At 37.7% G+C, this 17,483-nt stretch carries 9 protein-coding genes; all 9 read right to left on the bottom strand.

Features of this window, described 5'->3' with window-relative positions:
* Positions 1 to 3: 3 nt before the first annotated feature.
* The 9 genes from DXB63_RS01700 to DXB63_RS01660 all read right to left on the bottom strand — a co-directional run bounded on the left by DXB63_RS01700 (position 4) and on the right by DXB63_RS01660 (position 16,783).
* Positions 4 to 3,144, bottom strand: coding sequence for a glycoside hydrolase family 2 TIM barrel-domain containing protein (locus tag DXB63_RS01700; protein WP_122124632.1), 3,141 nt, complete (start codon positions 3,142 to 3,144; stop codon positions 4 to 6).
* Between the two features lie 28 nt (positions 3,145 to 3,172).
* Entirely contained in the window at positions 3,173 to 3,775 is a 603-nt protein-coding gene (locus DXB63_RS01695) for a lysine exporter LysO family protein (RefSeq protein WP_122124631.1), read from the bottom strand.
* Positions 3,765 to 4,055 (bottom strand): LysO family transporter, encoded by a 291-nt coding sequence (locus tag DXB63_RS01690; RefSeq protein WP_122124694.1) that lies wholly within the window; start codon positions 4,053 to 4,055, stop codon positions 3,765 to 3,767. Before DXB63_RS01690 ends, DXB63_RS01695 begins: the two co-directional genes overlap by 11 nt.
* 24 nt (positions 4,056 to 4,079) lie before the next feature.
* Positions 4,080 to 6,245, bottom strand: coding sequence for a trehalase family glycosidase (locus tag DXB63_RS01685; protein WP_233522721.1), 2,166 nt, complete (start codon positions 6,243 to 6,245; stop codon positions 4,080 to 4,082).
* A 295-nt stretch (positions 6,246 to 6,540) separates the two neighbouring features.
* Positions 6,541 to 7,380, bottom strand: a complete 840-nt coding sequence (locus DXB63_RS01680) for a T9SS type A sorting domain-containing protein (protein WP_122124629.1) — start codon at positions 7,378 to 7,380, stop codon at positions 6,541 to 6,543.
* Between the two features lie 86 nt (positions 7,381 to 7,466).
* Positions 7,467 to 10,073: a M43 family zinc metalloprotease gene (locus DXB63_RS01675; RefSeq protein ID WP_122124628.1), complete on the bottom strand. Its 2,607-nt coding sequence runs from the start codon at positions 10,071 to 10,073 to the stop codon at positions 7,467 to 7,469.
* Between the two features lie 159 nt (positions 10,074 to 10,232).
* The gene (locus tag DXB63_RS01670) at positions 10,233 to 11,759 is read right to left on the bottom strand and encodes a RagB/SusD family nutrient uptake outer membrane protein (RefSeq protein ID WP_122124627.1); all 1,527 of its coding nucleotides are present in this window, start codon (positions 11,757 to 11,759) and stop codon (positions 10,233 to 10,235) included.
* Positions 11,760 to 11,785: 26 nt separating this feature from the next.
* Positions 11,786 to 14,956, bottom strand: a complete 3,171-nt coding sequence (locus tag DXB63_RS01665) for a TonB-dependent receptor (protein WP_122124693.1) — start codon at positions 14,954 to 14,956, stop codon at positions 11,786 to 11,788.
* Between the two features lie 204 nt (positions 14,957 to 15,160).
* A complete protein-coding gene (locus DXB63_RS01660; RefSeq protein WP_122124626.1) occupies positions 15,161 to 16,783 on the bottom strand; it encodes a tetratricopeptide repeat protein in 1,623 nt (540 codons plus the stop codon).
* Positions 16,784 to 17,483: the final 700 nt, after the last annotated feature.

Genomic DNA, 17,483 nt, shown 5'->3' with positions numbered 1-17,483 from the left:
TAATTAAAACCATCTCTGACGAGCTTGTTCATCTATTCTTTGGGAAGCATTTATCGGTTGTATCGTAAAACTGTATTTCCTGGCTTCAGGGGTAATGGTATATTCAGGATGTACTTGAGCACCCCAACTATTATCTCCTCCAACTCCCATTTGCAACAAATCAATGTTTACCCAAACCAGATCTTCTTTTTCTACACTTCCGCCATGCTTACGTTGCACACTGAAAGGAACATATTCTATGGCATCCATTTTAAAGTTCCATGCGCTTACACTCAACGGTTGCGTACCTACGATGAGTAAACCGCTTCCATCTTTATCACAAAGAGACATCCAACGTGTATCACATTTATTCGCTGTTTCTTGTGCACGGACATACGGATGGAATTGTTCCCAAACGCTTGCCTGATACAGACCTATTGCAGCCGACATCTTACGATCTGCATAATTCTCATGCGGTCCTCGCCCGAACCAAGTCATCCTGTCATATTCTTGCGGCATAATCATACGCATTCCAAAGCGAGGCATTTCCGGCAATTCTTTAGAACCCGGGATGAATGACATTTCCACTTTGATCACTCCACTTCCCAATATCCGGTAGTTCATTTCGAGATAAGCATCTTGCTCATCCAAACGATATTCTGCTATCACATCTGCCGAGAAATTATCAGATGCAGGCAACATATCTATCTTTACCAGTTTTGCTCTATCCATTGTTCCTTTCCATTGAGCACAACGTACCGGGGTGCCATTAGGAACATCATTATCAGTCAAGCCTCTCCAGAAATTAGGTTGGAAACCTGCTTTAAGCATTTCTCTATCACCATATTTTAATGAAGTCATTTCACCCGACTCTGTCGAGAAATTAACAGTGAACAGATTATTTCTAATTACAATCTCATCATTTATACGAGACGTCTCCAATTTCTCCTTTACTACTTGTTTTGCCAATTCAACCTTTTCTATCGGAAGCTCCCACTGATCCATAGCTACCACAAAATCTTTAGAAGTATAAGGCAGATCATGCTTTGTCAGAGTTTCAACCTTCAGAAAATATTCTTTTGAAGAAGGAGCTATTTCCCGGAAAGGAATTGCTATTTCTTTAGAAGTACGCGCAGGAATAAGAGGGAAATCCATTTCACCGGACTGAACCTTTTTCCCATCAGCTTCTATTGTCCATCTCAAATAATAATCTGACAAATCAATAAAGTCATGACGATTCGTGACATTAATTCTATTTTTAGTGAAACCGATCGGTTCGCAATGTACATATTGATATACTTTCTTCACTTCCCAAATATGAGGATGAAGAGAACGATTGGCAGCAACTAATCCATTCGCACAGAAATTAGAATCATTGGGAACACCGACATAACCCATATCTCCACCATAAGCCCAGATATCATGTCCTTTTTCATCTTTCTTAGCAAAAGTCTGATCTACCCAATCCCAAATAAATCCGCCTTGCAGGTTATCATACTTATAAATTAAATCCCAATAATCTTGCAAATTTCCGGTACTGTTACCCATTGAATGAGCATACTCACACATTATCATAGGACGAGGCTGACGTATATTGACAAATTCACGCAACCACCATATCCTTGCATACATCGGACAATAAATATCGGATAATCCTTCCCTACGAGCTGCCTCATATTGAACCGGGCGAGTCGGATCAAAGTTCTTTGCCCAATGATATAGTGTTTCAAAGTTCTTGCCATATCCCGATTCATTTCCCAAAGACCATGTAATGATAGCCGTAAAGTTACGGTCACGCATCACCATTCTGCTCATTCGTTCCATGAACGGATGTTCCCAATCCGGATAGTTTGCTAAAGTTTCATCCTTATGATATTCCATGCCATGCGACTCAATATTGGCCTCATCAACCATATAAAGCCCGTATTCTTCACATAATTCATACCATTCGGGTCTATTCGGATAGTGGCTGCAACGAACGGCATTGATATTAAATTGTTTCATCATCTTAATATCCTTTATCATTGCCTCCAAAGACAAGGTACGTCCGTGATGAGGATCATGTTCCTGACGATTCACTCCCCTGATTAAAACGGGCACATTGTTTACCAGCAATTGTCCGTTGCGCATTTCAACCGTGCGAAATCCTAAACGATGACGGAATGATTCTAAGGTTCTACCCTCTTTATTCTGCACATTCACCACCATTGTGTAAAGATTAGGCACTTCTGCACTCCACGGCCTTACATTTTTTACTAAATAATCGAAATTTAGTAGCGTATCCGATAAAGAAGAGATCACACGTTTATCTGCATATACTGTTTTCTCTCCATCCAACAGTTTCAACTCCACTTGATTCCCAACCGGATCGGCCGACATATCCATCGACAAATCCAATTTAAAATCTCCATCTTTATAATCATTAGCCAGTTGAGCCAGCATTTTGAAGTCTTTTACCTTAAATTGAGGGCGGGCTACTAAATATACACTACGCTCAATTCCACTATATTTCCAATAATCTTGTCCTTCCAAATAAGAACCGTCACTATATCTGAATACCTGAACTGCCAGTTTGTTCTTACCCGGTTTCAACAATGATGTCACATTAAAATGTGCCGGCAGACGGCTATCCTCACTATATCCGGCAAGTTTACCATTTACCCAACAATAATAAGCAGACTCCACTCCTTCAAAATCCAGTGTTACATCCATACCCTTAAATGATTCGGGCACTGTAAACTCTCTTACGTAAGCACCTACCGGATTATAATCAGCCGGGACAAACGGAGGATTCGGTGGGAAAGGATACTTCACATCCGTATAGATAGGAGCATCAAACCCTTGCAACTCCCAGCTTCCCGGTACCTGGATATCTTTCCACTTCTTAACATTAAAACCCGGTTTATAAAAATCCGTTGGACAAGCCTCAATATTCTTCGAATAAAGGAATTTCCAAGTTCCATCTAACGAAACTCGTCTTTCATTCCCGGAAAGATCATTTGACAATGCCTTTGCTTCTGAAGAAAACGGGATAAAATGAGCACAAGCCGGTTCTCTATTGATTCCATTAACCGATGGGTCTTGCCATGGCACTTGTTGGTCTGCAAATAACGATGCGGAGCACAACAAACCACCGGTTATCAGATATAAAATTTGTCTTTTCATATATATTAGTTTTTTACAATAATACTACCTAAATAGAACACAGCAACGTTACCAGGAATGGTACTGAAAAATCTACCAAACAGCCGTGAAATATGGATATAACTATAAATTCTTTTCCGGAACAACGAGTTATAATCGGTAAAGTAGTGTCCATCGTTGTAGCTCCTCCTACAGAAATCGGAGCCAACTTCCCAAACCACTTGACCAATAGAGGTGCAGCAAGCAGTGCTATAATTTCCCTCATTATATTAGAAAGCAGAGCGATTGTTCCTAATTCCGCTCCTTTATATTCGGTAATGATTATACTTGATAGAGAATAATATCCGAATCCTGCTCCTACTGCCATACAATCAGTTGCAGAATGTCCTTTTAAAAAGAAACTAACTACAAAACATCCGGTTAAAGTTCCGACTATAGTCAAAACCGGAAGTAAAAAGAATCTAGGATTTATCCGACGAAAACTCAGCAAAGTTTTAGAATCACTCCCCACACTGATACCTACGCAAAACATTAAGGCGCAGAGTGCATAAAAGCTCAAGTTATATTCTTGCGGATCAAATGGGAATAAACCATACAAACTTACGAGAATTCCCAAGACGAAGAATGAAACAATAATTATACTACCTTTCATCACTTCCTCCTTCCATCTTTTTCCCGGAAATAACAGCCCATAATCCCCAAGCACCCAATACGCTGCCCACTACTGCTGCCAACGTAATTATTAATGCTTCAAGTCCAATGGTGTGAAGTCCTTTTATAATTGCCTCATTGTTACCGACCTCCACTCCTAGAAGAAATAGAAGAATCCATATCAATAAAGTGATTATCCGATGTACGAAACTTAACTTACGATTACGCATAAGATAGCCGACAGCAACCCCACTAACCATTAATCCTATAATAACGAATATGAACATATTATATCTTGCTACAAATTACTGAACCATTACTTTATGATATTCCGTTGTTTCCAAATCTCCCTGTCCGAAGTTTATTTTAAGAACATAACTTCCACGCGGATAGGAACTCATATTTATCTTTTCTACGTTACCCGACTGTTTTAACAGTATACTTCCATCCATCTTGTAAAGAGTACACCCATTTACATTCTGATAATCTTTAATGTATAGATAATCAACCACCGGATTCGGGAAAACAGAAACTTTCATCTCCTGCTTACCGACCGATACAATATCAGAAATACCATACTCACGATAAAGCATCAACAAATGCGCTGCAGACCAACTGAAGTTAGGAGATTTCAAGCGTCTTCCCGTCTTCGTGTCATAGTTTTCATGAATAGGGGCATCCGCTTTTAATCCGTTCAAACGGTCAAATACTTGTGTTGTATAAAGGTCTGCCAGTTCATTGTAACCGTAATTTCTTAAACCACGAATGCCAAAGTATACCTGATCCAACCAAATAGGCCCTCTCCAATAACCATTCGGAGAGAAAGAAGGATGATCTGCCGTAACAGTCGGGAAAGGTATATAAGTAGCAAACTTTGCAGGATCAATAAAATAGTCTAATGCCTGTTCTGCCTGTTCAGGAGTTGCAATACGTGCCCAAAATGGGATATAGGCTTCACACCCCTCTACCGTAACGAAACTACGATCGCTAAGTCTCTTGTCATAAAAGAATCCTTTCTCTTTATCAAAGAAATAGTCCGCCACATTCGCACTCTTATCCGGTTCATCAAACTCATTACCTGACACTTTTGCCAGTTCTTTTAACAATACATACTCATAAGCCAGATAGGCATTCAGATCGACAGATTCCTGATCAACGCTCCATGCTTTATTCTGATTCTTCACCATAGATGCATTGTCAAAACGAATGGCATTATCCATTCCGCTTTCCCAAGCCGCAGCTTCCAATGTTCCGTCTACTGATCCGAACTCACAAATACCATTACCATCATGATCTCTATATTGATACCACCAACGGTAATATTTCAGTAACTTAGGATATATCTCTTTCACGAATTCAACGTCCGCAGTTGCTCTATAAATCTCACTGACAGCCCAAGCAGCCAACGGCGGTTTACTGTCACGTGTATTATTCTCTCTTTTATTTGTATAAATGCAATCGATTACCATTCCTTCCGGCGTTTGATAATCAAACATGGCACGTACTTGATTCTTTGCAAGTTCGGGTTCAAAAACGCTGAGTGCAACTGCATGTTTCCATGAGTCCCATCCCCAGAAACCTATAAAATAATCCATTGCATGAGAAGGAATGACTCCATCGTGCAATAAGTCTCCTCTGGATGCACGCCAGTTCGTTAGTAACGTAACCACAGCTTTGACTGCGATACGATTATATTCTGCCGACATATCCGGACGCAATACCGATCTCAAATATTGCTGCCAATGTTCTGTATGCGCTGTTGTGTATACATCCGGGTGTAATAATATATCTTGAACCGATTCTATATAGTTGACCGGTTGTTTATTTTCATTTTCATATAAATAGGATATTGTCGCATATCCTTTAGTCCCTTCAGGAACTATTGCTTGAAACTTGGAATTTTCATAAGATAACTGTATTCCGGCAGAGAACGATATTCTATAAGTTTCTCCCGTTGAAGTTTCCATTACCCATGAGTTATTTTCCAGTTTCGATGTTTTCATACCTCTTATTGAACCTGTAACGACGTACAAAGCACGTTGCGCACTTGTTTCGCAACTCCATAAAGCGGTATATTTATCTACAAAAAAGAGCTTTTGTTGTATATTCCCCAAATCGGAAGAAGAAGAAATAAATAACTCTCCCGGATTATACGTAGTGTTATCAGGAGTAAACTTTTCAGTCCTGACATCAGAAGTAAAACCAACCTGCAATATAGCGTTTGTCACCCATTGCCGGCGATCCAATTCAAACGGTCCGCAAAAACCGTTTACCCAATCATTATTTGAAGGTAAGGTAAAACACATCCATGATCCCCGGTCGGAGAAACCTCCGGTAAAATCATCATAACCAAACGGGGTACAGTGAATATTTAGTATATTTTCGTAAGTATTTGTGTCATAAATATCTTGAGCTGCAACCGATACTGACATAGAGAAACAGCCTGTGCACAACACAAGTAATAATTTCATGATTTGTACTTTAAGATTTTTCATGGATATATCAGTATTGTTGTTTTAACTATGAATTAAAATTATTGCTGTAGGAATAAGAAAAATAAAGCTGTCCGACTTTCAATTCAGTTCTCCGGTCAATCGATTCGTTTGCCCTAGGTGATCCTTGCGTTTCACCTAGGCTAAACGACTGGCTTCCTTTGGGGAAACGCAAGGCTTCCTCCGGTGAAACGATTCAATCGTAAATAAGAACCTGATCAATCACTCCTGTCTTCTAGCCAAGACAGCTTTACATCGAGAGATAAGGAATTAATTACTTAATAACAACAGTTGTTTGTTTTACTCCGTTGCCAGTTTGTACTTTCAAGATATACATTCCCGGTTGATTAGCAGCTACATTGATAGCTCCACCCATTACCATACCTTTTTGAACCATTTTTCCATCAACGCTGTAAAGCATATATTCACCTGCTTCTTCTGCATTAACATATAAAGTTCCTTCTGTTGGGTTCGGATATACAGAGAAAGATTCTGAAGATACGTTTGCGATAGAGATAGGAGCATCACCTGTTACGACTTTGTAGTCTTTCAACATACCACCGTCTTGATCACAGCAAGGATCATTTTCATCATAAGGAACAGCAGGTGTTTTATAATGTAAGTAAACACGCATAGTAGAAGTTGCAGCAGCATCTGCCGGAACCTGAACTTTTATACTCTTAGCAATGAAAGAATTTTGACCCGGAGCCGAAAGAGTCAGAGTCTCTTGATAGATAGTCTCTGCTTTTGTAAGTTCATAGTCACCATTCCAATCAAAATAAACAGTTAAATAATAAAGGTCACCTTCACCAGAAGAGAAATTACAAACTGTTACATTCAAATCATATTCTTCACCCGGTTTCAAATTAACAACTTTACTAGCGTCAGCTGTAAGATCACCATATTGAGTAGGTTCATCATATGAATTACTACCTATCTTACCATTCCATCCGTCAGGTGTAGTAGAAAATTCACTTACCATACCATTGATCTCAACTTTTGAGATACATGCATAAAATCCCCATTCCAAGAAAGGCTGACATAACTGAGATTGAGCCATTGCTTGACTACCCATTAGAAGAGCGAACAAGCCAAAAAGTAATTGCTTTTTCATAATTGTAAAAATTAAAAATTAATAAAATGTTAAACTATTGATCAATCAATAGAGAACTTTCATTCTCTATTGATTACTTTTTCTATTTATTCTAATATTATTATTTCCCGTGAAGAACCTGTTTCAGTTTCTATCTGCAAAATATACATACCCTTTGCATTCGCAGTAATATCTATTTGATCTACCGATGCATCAGAATGTTGTACCAATTGTCCGTCAATGGTGTACAAAGAATATCCGGTCATAGAACTCTGATTGCCGATTGATAAAATCCCTTTTGTCGGATTCGGATATACAACAGGAGCATTAACCTTATTAGATTCTATATTCGTTCCATCTCCTACGTACGCATAATATTCTTCTATTTGTCCGTTCTCTACCGTGCCACAAGGTAACTCGCCGGCCATACTATTTATCTTTCCAAAGTGCAAGAACACACGCATATGAATAGGAGTATTTTCTACCGCATCATCAGGAACGACTACCGTAAACTCTGCCAAATATGGATTTCCCGGTTCTCCGATATGTTCTATATTCACAAGTTGGGCTTCGTTCTTTTCCAATATTTTATTATTATTCCAGTCAAAATAAACACGAGCTTTATACGGGTCATCTTTATGTGAATCTAGATTGCTACATAAAACTTTCATTTTGTATGTGCCACCTTTGTCTAAGAAAACATGCAATTTTTCTACATCTCTAAAATCTTCAACTATATTCGTTTTGCTAACACTGGCAGTAGTCTCATTAACCATTCCATTCAACTCAACTTTACTGATATGAACATTAGATCTATAAGAGAATATAGGTGTACAAACGTCTTCCGGTTCCGGAATTACAGGCTTTTCGATATGACCTTTTCCTATAACTGCACCATAATCCTCCACATCACCACCGTCTATAACTCCACAAGGATCATCACCGTCGGTTGCAGGAACATCTTTGCCTGCATAGTGAAGCATTACACGGAAACTAAATTCATGATCCTTATTCACAGTTTCCGGAACTGTAAAGTCAAACGTTACTTGGTTAGTTGCTCCAGGATTTCCTATACGACTTATGGTACGTGTACCTACCAATTCGTCATCCTGCAATATATAATCTCCATTCCAATCAATCCAAAGACGCACTTTATAGCGATCATTTGCTCCGGATGACCAATTCTGAACAGTTGCTGTTAACTGACAGGTTTCTCCAACAGCCAAACCAACTACTTGCGTCTTAGAAAAGTCTTTCCATTGTTGCCCGTCAAACTCCGTCTCATTATCAAGTTCTTTAAATACAATTCTGGAAATATGTGCACATGGTCCAAATCTCGGACTGAAAGAACAAAGACTTGTATATTCATCTCTAAAACTAATATCGAAAACAAAATCCGCATCTTTTACTGTTGTTCCAGCAGCTTTCAGACAGGTAGATTTAAGTACTGCCTTAATCCCTTTCTTGCTGTTTATTGACTCATGCTCTTTTGCCTTACCTGTCAATTTTAGGACTGCAGAAGTTGAAGTTATTACTGAGAACTCAGGAGTCAGTCCTTCCGGTATAGCTGTTAATGTATAATCTGTACCAAGAGTTAAATTACCGGTCTTAGCAAATTCCATTCCGTAATATGCCTCAACTTTAATTTCACCGGCCAAAACACCTTGATTCTCTATCGTTTCAGAAAGAACTCTTCCACTTGCTATAATAGCAGGTTGAGTAACATACCCATCATTCGTACCTGTTGCTGTCAAATTAGATTCCTGCCATAAAGTGCTACGAGCTGATTCATGCAAGTATTGCTCCATAAGATCCACCTGTCCTTTTGTAAAGTGACGATAATGATCCGTATAATTCATGAAGTTTTCCCAATCCGTATACTCATCATAACAGTTCTTTGTATCCTTATCCCAATGAGACTTCTCTACAGCGGGAGTATCCTCTACGCCATCATTAGGCATAGAACAACCTCCTTCAAAAGTATGATGCAAGCCCATGAAGTGCCCGAACTCATGTGTCAAAATACGACGGAAATTATCATTACTGCGTTGAGTTACATCTGCATTATCTCCTAAATAGCTTCCGTTATAGACAACACGTGCCAAGTTGTTATTAGTCATCCAATCAAGAGGCAACCAAGATACACCGGAGTTATATAAATCACCATCAGCATATAAATCATTCATAATATAAACATTCATATACTTTTTATTATCCCAAGCATATTTCTGTATTTCCGTATCAAAAGCACTGGCATCACCAAAACCGGATTTGTCTTCAAAGAACTGAACACCTGTCGTCGGACGGCCATCCGGATCAATTTGTGCCAATCGGAATTCAATATTCAAAGGCTTTTTTATCAATTCAAACCTACTACTTGGATCACTTTGATTATAGTCTGCAGTTAATCCTTTAAAATCCTCATTTGTTCTTTTTAGTGCATCCTTTACTAATGCTAGATCGACAGTTGTATTCCCATTAAATTTTGTTCCAAAAACATGAAATACAACAGGAATAATATATCTATCCTCATGTTGAACTGCCGCTTTAGTCATCCTTTTTTGAACTTTCATGTGGCTAGCCTCTGCTTGGGGATGAGCTTTAAAAAAAGCTTCTTGTTGATGTTCAAAGCCACAATGATCTTGCTGAGCATAAGTATTGCCCATTCCAAACAAGAATAAAGAGCTCAAAAAAATCGAAATTATCTTCTTCATAATTTATATTTAAAAAGTATCTTAATCATCAAATCTACAGGTATAAGAATGGCTTTATCATAAGGACTTTTATCCATTTTAACATAAAATACCTCGTGATAAAATTTCTATTATAAGGAGCTTGCCTAATTACAAGCTCCTTTTATAAATACCTATGAATCAATCTATTTCATTATTAGCTTGCACCTCCATTAATGGAATTGGGTAGAAAGAATTTCTCTCTTCATTGAAATTTATACGACCTGCCGCCTTCATTGCTGCATCCAGTTTTCCCCAGCGACGCAAATCATACCAACGAAGGTTTTCCATTGAGAACTCCATCAAACGCTCATGCTCTATCTGTGCACGTACATCATCCTGTGATGTTCCTACCATTGCCGGCATATCACCATGCACTTCTCTAATTTCATTGATTAATGGAATAGCCTGTTCCGGATGGCCCAGTTCATTTAAAGCCTCGGCTTTCATTAACATTACATTTGCATAACGCATTAAAGGAACATTCGTTGAACATAAGTCATTTCTAAGTGCAGTATTATTATCCGGTAAATACTTACGGAAACAAGTATAAGATGTTCCTGTCTTTTTATCTACCAATATCTGACTATAGTTGTAATTATAAACTTTCTTACCTGTTTCAAAATATGGATCAGCAAAAAAAGCAGTTGCATAAGCACGAGAATCTAAGAAATCTCCGGTTGTAGCAATACGTCCTTCTTTCTTTAATTCATTCAAGATCATTTCACTCGGACGTATTTCATCCCATCCACCTAACTTATATCCTGATGCGATCCATTTATGTAAAACATGCTTATGACGAGTCCCATCGGCAGTTGTTTCTATAAATTGAACTTCAAAAATAGATTCTTTACAATTCTTGTTTGTACCATTGAACATACTTAGGAAGTCTTTCTCCAAACCGTAATCTTTTATTTCATCAAATGCTTTAACAGCAGCATCCAAATATTCATTTTTCTTTTCCGGAGTTTCATAAGCACGTGTTAAATATGCCCATCCAAGATATGCATATGCTGCAGCCGAGGTAGCACGTCCCACTTCTTCCGGTTTACGAACAGAAGGAAGCGCCGTTGCTTTTTTAAATTCAGAGATAATAAAATCCCATGCATCTTCACGAGTAGAGAGTGCTTTGTGTGTCTGCTCTTCTGTTGTCATATATGCATCTCTAATAACAATCTTCTCCCAATTGAGAATTAACTTCATGTGATAATAACCACGCAAGAAAGAAGCCTCTCCAAAAAGCATATCATGAGTCTCTTTTGTCATCGGATGTTCTGATTGCTGTACCTTATTAATGCCAAACAATACGTTATTCACATAATTGATACCATTATAATTGTTCATCCAATATAGTTTTATCTGAGAATTACCGTTGTTATAAGAAAACTTTGCTAATTCTCCCCAGTTAGGATAGTTTGCAACATCGGCACCCGTAACCATTACATCTTCACGGAATGCTTCAACAGGAAATTTTATTTCTGCCATGTCATAAGTACTGGTTCTATTTTCCAACTGACCATAAGCAGCAGATAACCCCATTTCAATATCCAATGAATCTCTCCAAAATCTATCAGCTGAAAAATCAGGAGACTCCAATGTTAGGAAATCATCACATCCGGCAAACAAGGATGCACAGAATAGAGATGCTATATATATATACTTTTTCATTGTAATTTAGTATTAAAAGTTAATGATTAGAATGTTACTTGTACTCCAACTACATAAGAACGAGTAAACGGATAGATGAATGAGTCAACACCTGTATCCAAAATATTGCTTCTGGAGAATTCCGGATCTACACCTGAATATTTCGTCCAAGTAAGCAAATTCTCACCACTTACATAGAATCGACATCTGTCTACATAAACCTTCTTCATCCATTTAGCCGGTAAAGTGTAACCAATCTGCAATTGGCGCAAGCGAATAAAATCACCATCTTCCAAGAAACGATCGGATTCACGGCTATTGCCATTAAAATCATCCATTACCGCACGCGGAACATTCGTGTTTCTATGTTCCGGAGTCCATGCATCTAAAGCAGATTTCAAGAAATTAGAACCGGAATTCATTGCTTCGTAATTATATCTATTAGCATTATAGAGCTTATTACCCCAAGCACTACCAATCAAGAAAGACAAATCGATTCCTTTGTAAGATCCACCAAATGAAAGATTCGCTTCTACTTTAGGAATACCTGAGCCACAATACTCTTTATCATTTTCATCCAAAACGCCATCACCATTTACGTCCTTAAACTTAATATCTCCGGCAAACGCATCCGGTTGCATTTTATTACCATTCTTATCTAGATAAGAATCAGCTTCCTCTTGTGTCTGGAATATACCATCTGTTCTATAAAGGAAGAAACTTGCTACCGGATTTCCCTTCAATGTCTGAGTCGGGAAATGTTCTGTTCCATATTTTAGTCCTGTACCATATAATACTTGATTATCATCAGCTTTCAACATCTTATTACTCGTTGTCGTTAAATTGAAACCAATATTATATTCAAATCCTCTATAATTATCACTCCAGTTAATGTCGAACTCTACACCTGTATTTCTCATTTTCCCCACATTAACAATAGAATTGTATACACCTGCAGAAGGAGCGATGACTTTTTCAATCAACAAATCTGTCGTAGTATTATAATAATAGTTAATAGAACCGGAAAGCTTATTATTAAAGAAGCCATAATCAATACCGACGTTTTTAGTATCAGTCGTTTCCCAACGTAAATCATTATTCAATAAATACAAATTCATATAACCCAACCAAGGATTGCCACCCTGTACATAACTTAACCATTGTGTATTACTTGAGCTCATAACCGGGTTGTAATCATAATATCCCAATGCATCTTCATTACCTAAACGTCCCCAGCTAGCTCTAAGCTTCAAATTACTAACGGCAGAATTTTTAGGGAAGAAGTTTTCCTCATTGATTCTCCAACCTAAAGCTACAGATGGGAATACTCCCCAGTGATTATTCTGTCCAAATTTAGAAGATCCATCGGCACGTACAGTTGCCTGAAATAAATATTTACTTGCATAAGAATAATTTGCGCGTCCAAAGAATGAAGCTCTATGATATTCCCAATATGTTCCATCACCCGTAAATGTACCACCTTTACCGGCATTAATAGTTGGTGAAGTAGGATCCGCAAATCCAGAAGGAACTTCTGTGCCTATAATCTGACCATTTTCAACAGAATAAATTGTTTTTTTACCCTCAACGCCAACTCCAGCATTGTCTTTGCGGGCTGCAGTTATAGAACTACCGACCATTACCGTTAAAGAATTCTTTTTAAATTGCTTATCAAAAGTCAAAACATTATCAAAAACCTGTTGATACCAATAAGAATTATTACTAGAATTATAAGGATACTTAGTAGGAACCTTTGGATCAGCGGTATAGGCTTCTGCATGATACTTTTCATTTTCATAATATCCATTATAGGAATAAGCTGTCTTAAATTTCAACCAAGGTGCAAGATTCAAAGTCAAACCAATATTACCAATTAAATCATATCCATTTACTTTGTCGGATACAAAATGATTATCAGCCATCACATTTCTATTGTTCGGTAATTGCAAACTCACTCCATCAACTTCCATGTCAGTCAATCCATAGCCTGATACTTGTGATTTGTCATAAACAGGAACCAACGGAGACATCATATACATTTCTTTTAAAGAATATTGAGGTTGCTGACTTTGAGTTACCTTTAAGCCAAGATTTGCATCAAACTCAAAGATGTATTTTTTAATGTTTACTTTTGCACGGGCATTATCCTGAACATATTTATTGCCTTTGAATATACCATTCTCATCAGAGTGGTTATAAGAAATAGAATAATTTGCAACATCAGAACCTCCTCTGACACTAACATTATAATTTTGAGCAAAACCATTGCCAATCATCTCATCCTGCCAATTCGTGTCAAAACCTGTTGGATTCAGAACTTTTCCATCAGCATCTCTAAAAGACAAGTATCCCGGTTTCTGATAATAATCAGGAACAACCGAGTTCCAATCATCTATTGCATTTTGATACATACGATCATGCATTTCCAAATATTCCTGAGCATTTAGCATTTCTAATTTCTTTGCAGCACCAGTAAATGTAACGAAAGCAGAGAAATCTACTTTCACTTCACCTTTCTTACCAGTCTTTGTAGAAACAATAACAACGCCGTTTGCTGCACGAGAACCGTAAATAGCAGCAGCAGCACCATCCTTTAAGATTTCCATTGAAGCAATGTCTGAAGGATTTATCGTTTTAATGTCACCTTCAAAACCATCAATGATATATAGCGGTTCATTGCTTCCCATAGATTTCACACCACGGATTCTAACCTGTATTCCTGCACCGGCATTACCTCCTGATTTCAAGATATTAACACCTGCAACCTTACCCTGTAAAGCCTCAGCCGGATTCGTGGTAGCACGGCTTGCCAAGTCATCACCATTTACAGAAGAAATAGCTCCGGTCATGTCGCTTTTCTTCATTGTACCATAACCGATAACCACCGTTTCGTCTAACATCTGGCTGTCTTCTTTCAAAATAACTTTGATTGTCTTCTGCCCTTTTAAAGGAATTGTTTGCTTAATGTACCCCATATAAGATACTTCAAGCTTAGCTTGAGGAGATACCTCCAAAGAAAAATTACCGTCAATGTCCGTAACTGTTCCATTTGTAGTTCCGGCTACAATTACATTTGCTCCGATTAACGGTTCGTTATTTCCGTCCAACACACTACCGGTTAATTGGTAGTTTTGTGCGTAAGCGGAAAATGGGATAAAAAATAGGAACGACATTATTACATATAATAATATGTTTCCCGAATGAGTACTTTGCTTCATTGCATTAATTTTTAAGGTTAATAAAAATGCGTCTTTCAAACATGCAACGAAGTAAGACATTCCGATAGATAGCGCCTAATATTTCACACCTACACAAACCCTACAAAATGGAAATTTAGACGTTTTCAAACACTACAAACATAAATTATATATATCTAATAATCAATTATTTAATTTTATAACAAACCCTACAAAATGGGAAAATCAGATATTACGCAAATAAACCGAAATATCTTCTTTTGGATCCAATTCAAGCGTTTTTCTTAAACGATATCTCGACATACCGATGGCTTTTATCGATATTCCGGTTAGCAAAGAGATCTCTTTTGTGGATAAATTGATGCGTAAAAAGGTTGCCAGCTTCTTTTCTCCCTGTGTCAGATTCGGATGTTTCTCACATAAGCGATTCAGAAAATCCTGGTTTTGTTCCTCAATATCTTTAGTCAGGCCGTTGTTCTCTTCTTCCATCTTCTTAAATTGAAAGATAAAAGTGTTTATATTTTTAAGGTGAGACAGTATTTCTTTATACTCCATCTTATAAGCCTCCTTTATCATTTCTCTAATTTTATCCAGAAGTTCATTCCTGCTATTGACAAAAAGCACAAAATTAGTCAGTTCCGACTGAGTAGATTCCAGTTTCTTTGATTGCATTTCCAATTCTATCGCTTGCTGTTGCAACTTCAAATCTGTTATAATCTTATCTTTAGACAATAATTCGGCTTGAGCCTCCGCTATCTGCAAGTTTTTCTTCCTCTTAAACTGCTTTACCGAGAAGAAAACGAATAAAAAGACGCATAAAGCCAAAATAATAACAATGAAAATATTCCGTCTCAAGAGTTCTATCTGATGCATCTGCTCTTGAATCTCAGCTTCTTTCTTCTGATCCTGCATCCTCTGATTAGCAACTTTACGTTCGATATTAATCAATCTTCTTTCTTGCAGCAACTGATTTCGTTTCTGTTCAAAATTTACCAGATTCTCATACGCCTGTTTATAATCATTCTGTGCCGAATATACTTGGGAGAAGTACTCATAATTGTCACATATCAACTCTTGTGCATTGACTTCCAGCGCATATTCGTGAGCGGCTTTCAAAGCGACGATCGCCTCATTATACTTTTTAGCATAATACAATTGGAGACCCATATTATTATAATTCTCCGCTAGTGACCAAATCGAGTTCTTACGTTTATTAATCTGTATAGCCTCTTTCAGCAAATCAATTTTCTCTTCCGTATTTCCCTCATAAAGGCACATATTATTTATATTGGCAGCCATATTCTTTTCATCTTTCAAAGCCTTATTTATACGTAACGCATCTTTAAAGAATTTATCGGCAATCGCATACTCTCCCATATAAACATGAATCAGACCACGAGAATTATAGGCATTGGCTATACCGGAAGAATCATTCAACGCCTTATAAGTAGAGGCTGCATTATCAATTAATTCCACTGCCTTGGAAAAATCTTTTAAAGATCCGTACAGTGTTCCCAAATTTACTTTAATTTGTGCCCTTGTTCTATTATCCTTTAAAGGGCAATAAGATAGAGCCTCATAATAAGTATTCACGCTCAAGTCAAAGTTACCCTGTAACATATAAGCACGGCCACCCATTATAAGCGTGGAGACTATCAAGGCTGAATCTGTTGTATGCTTTAATATTTCAAAAGCCTGCAAAGTATAATCAGCAGACAACTCCGGATTCGAAAGAAGCGACTTTTGGGATTTATCCAACAGTTTCCAAACATCGTTCTGATATGACTCCGAATTAATATTAATAAAAGGTACGAGAAGGAATAACAAAAATATAGATACGTGTTTCATAATAACTTGGTTGATTACTGACATTAGCAACGCAAATATATTTCATTAATACGACTTTACATATAAAAAACACCTATTTTTGTTTAACAAAAGGTGTATCTCTTAACATTATTCTCGTTTTTAGGGCTACTTATAAGAATTTGCACCCATCCATTATCCGGTTCATTTGTAATGGATTCCGTCTTCTTGCATACGGTCGATTGATCACAAACGATAGGAGTTTATCATCAATCGACCGCATGTTTGTCTGCAATCGTCCGTATGTTTATAAAAGACAGTCGGGTCATTTATATAAATCGCTCAAGGGAGCGTTGACTATCACTCAAGGGGGCGACGGCTAACGCTCAAGGGAGCGATAGCTTACATCTACTGGAGCGTTAGCCATCGCTCCCTTAGGCGTTTTTAGTCTGCTTATTTTACCTGTTTTGCTGTTATTCAACTTTTACTTTGACTTGCCTTCACTTATCACTATTTGCTTATTTACACTTGATTTCCAATAAATTACGGTGAAAGTAACTTTCTCCCGGCAATGGAAAACGGAAAGCCGGAAGTTTTCATAGCAGCGAAGGAGAAGTTTGGATGGAAATTCTAACTCTCAATAAAAAAAGCCAATGGTTTACGAATGACACTCTCAATTCTCAACTATACCCGGTTAATATGACTTAGGCGCGAAACCCTAAGACCACTGAGTCTTAGAATT

It is taken from the genome of Bacteroides sp. OM05-12, assembly GCF_003438995.1.
In the GTDB taxonomy this organism is placed as follows: Bacteria; Bacteroidota; Bacteroidia; order Bacteroidales; family Bacteroidaceae; genus Bacteroides.
This window is presented reverse-complemented; position numbering and strand designations above follow the sequence as displayed.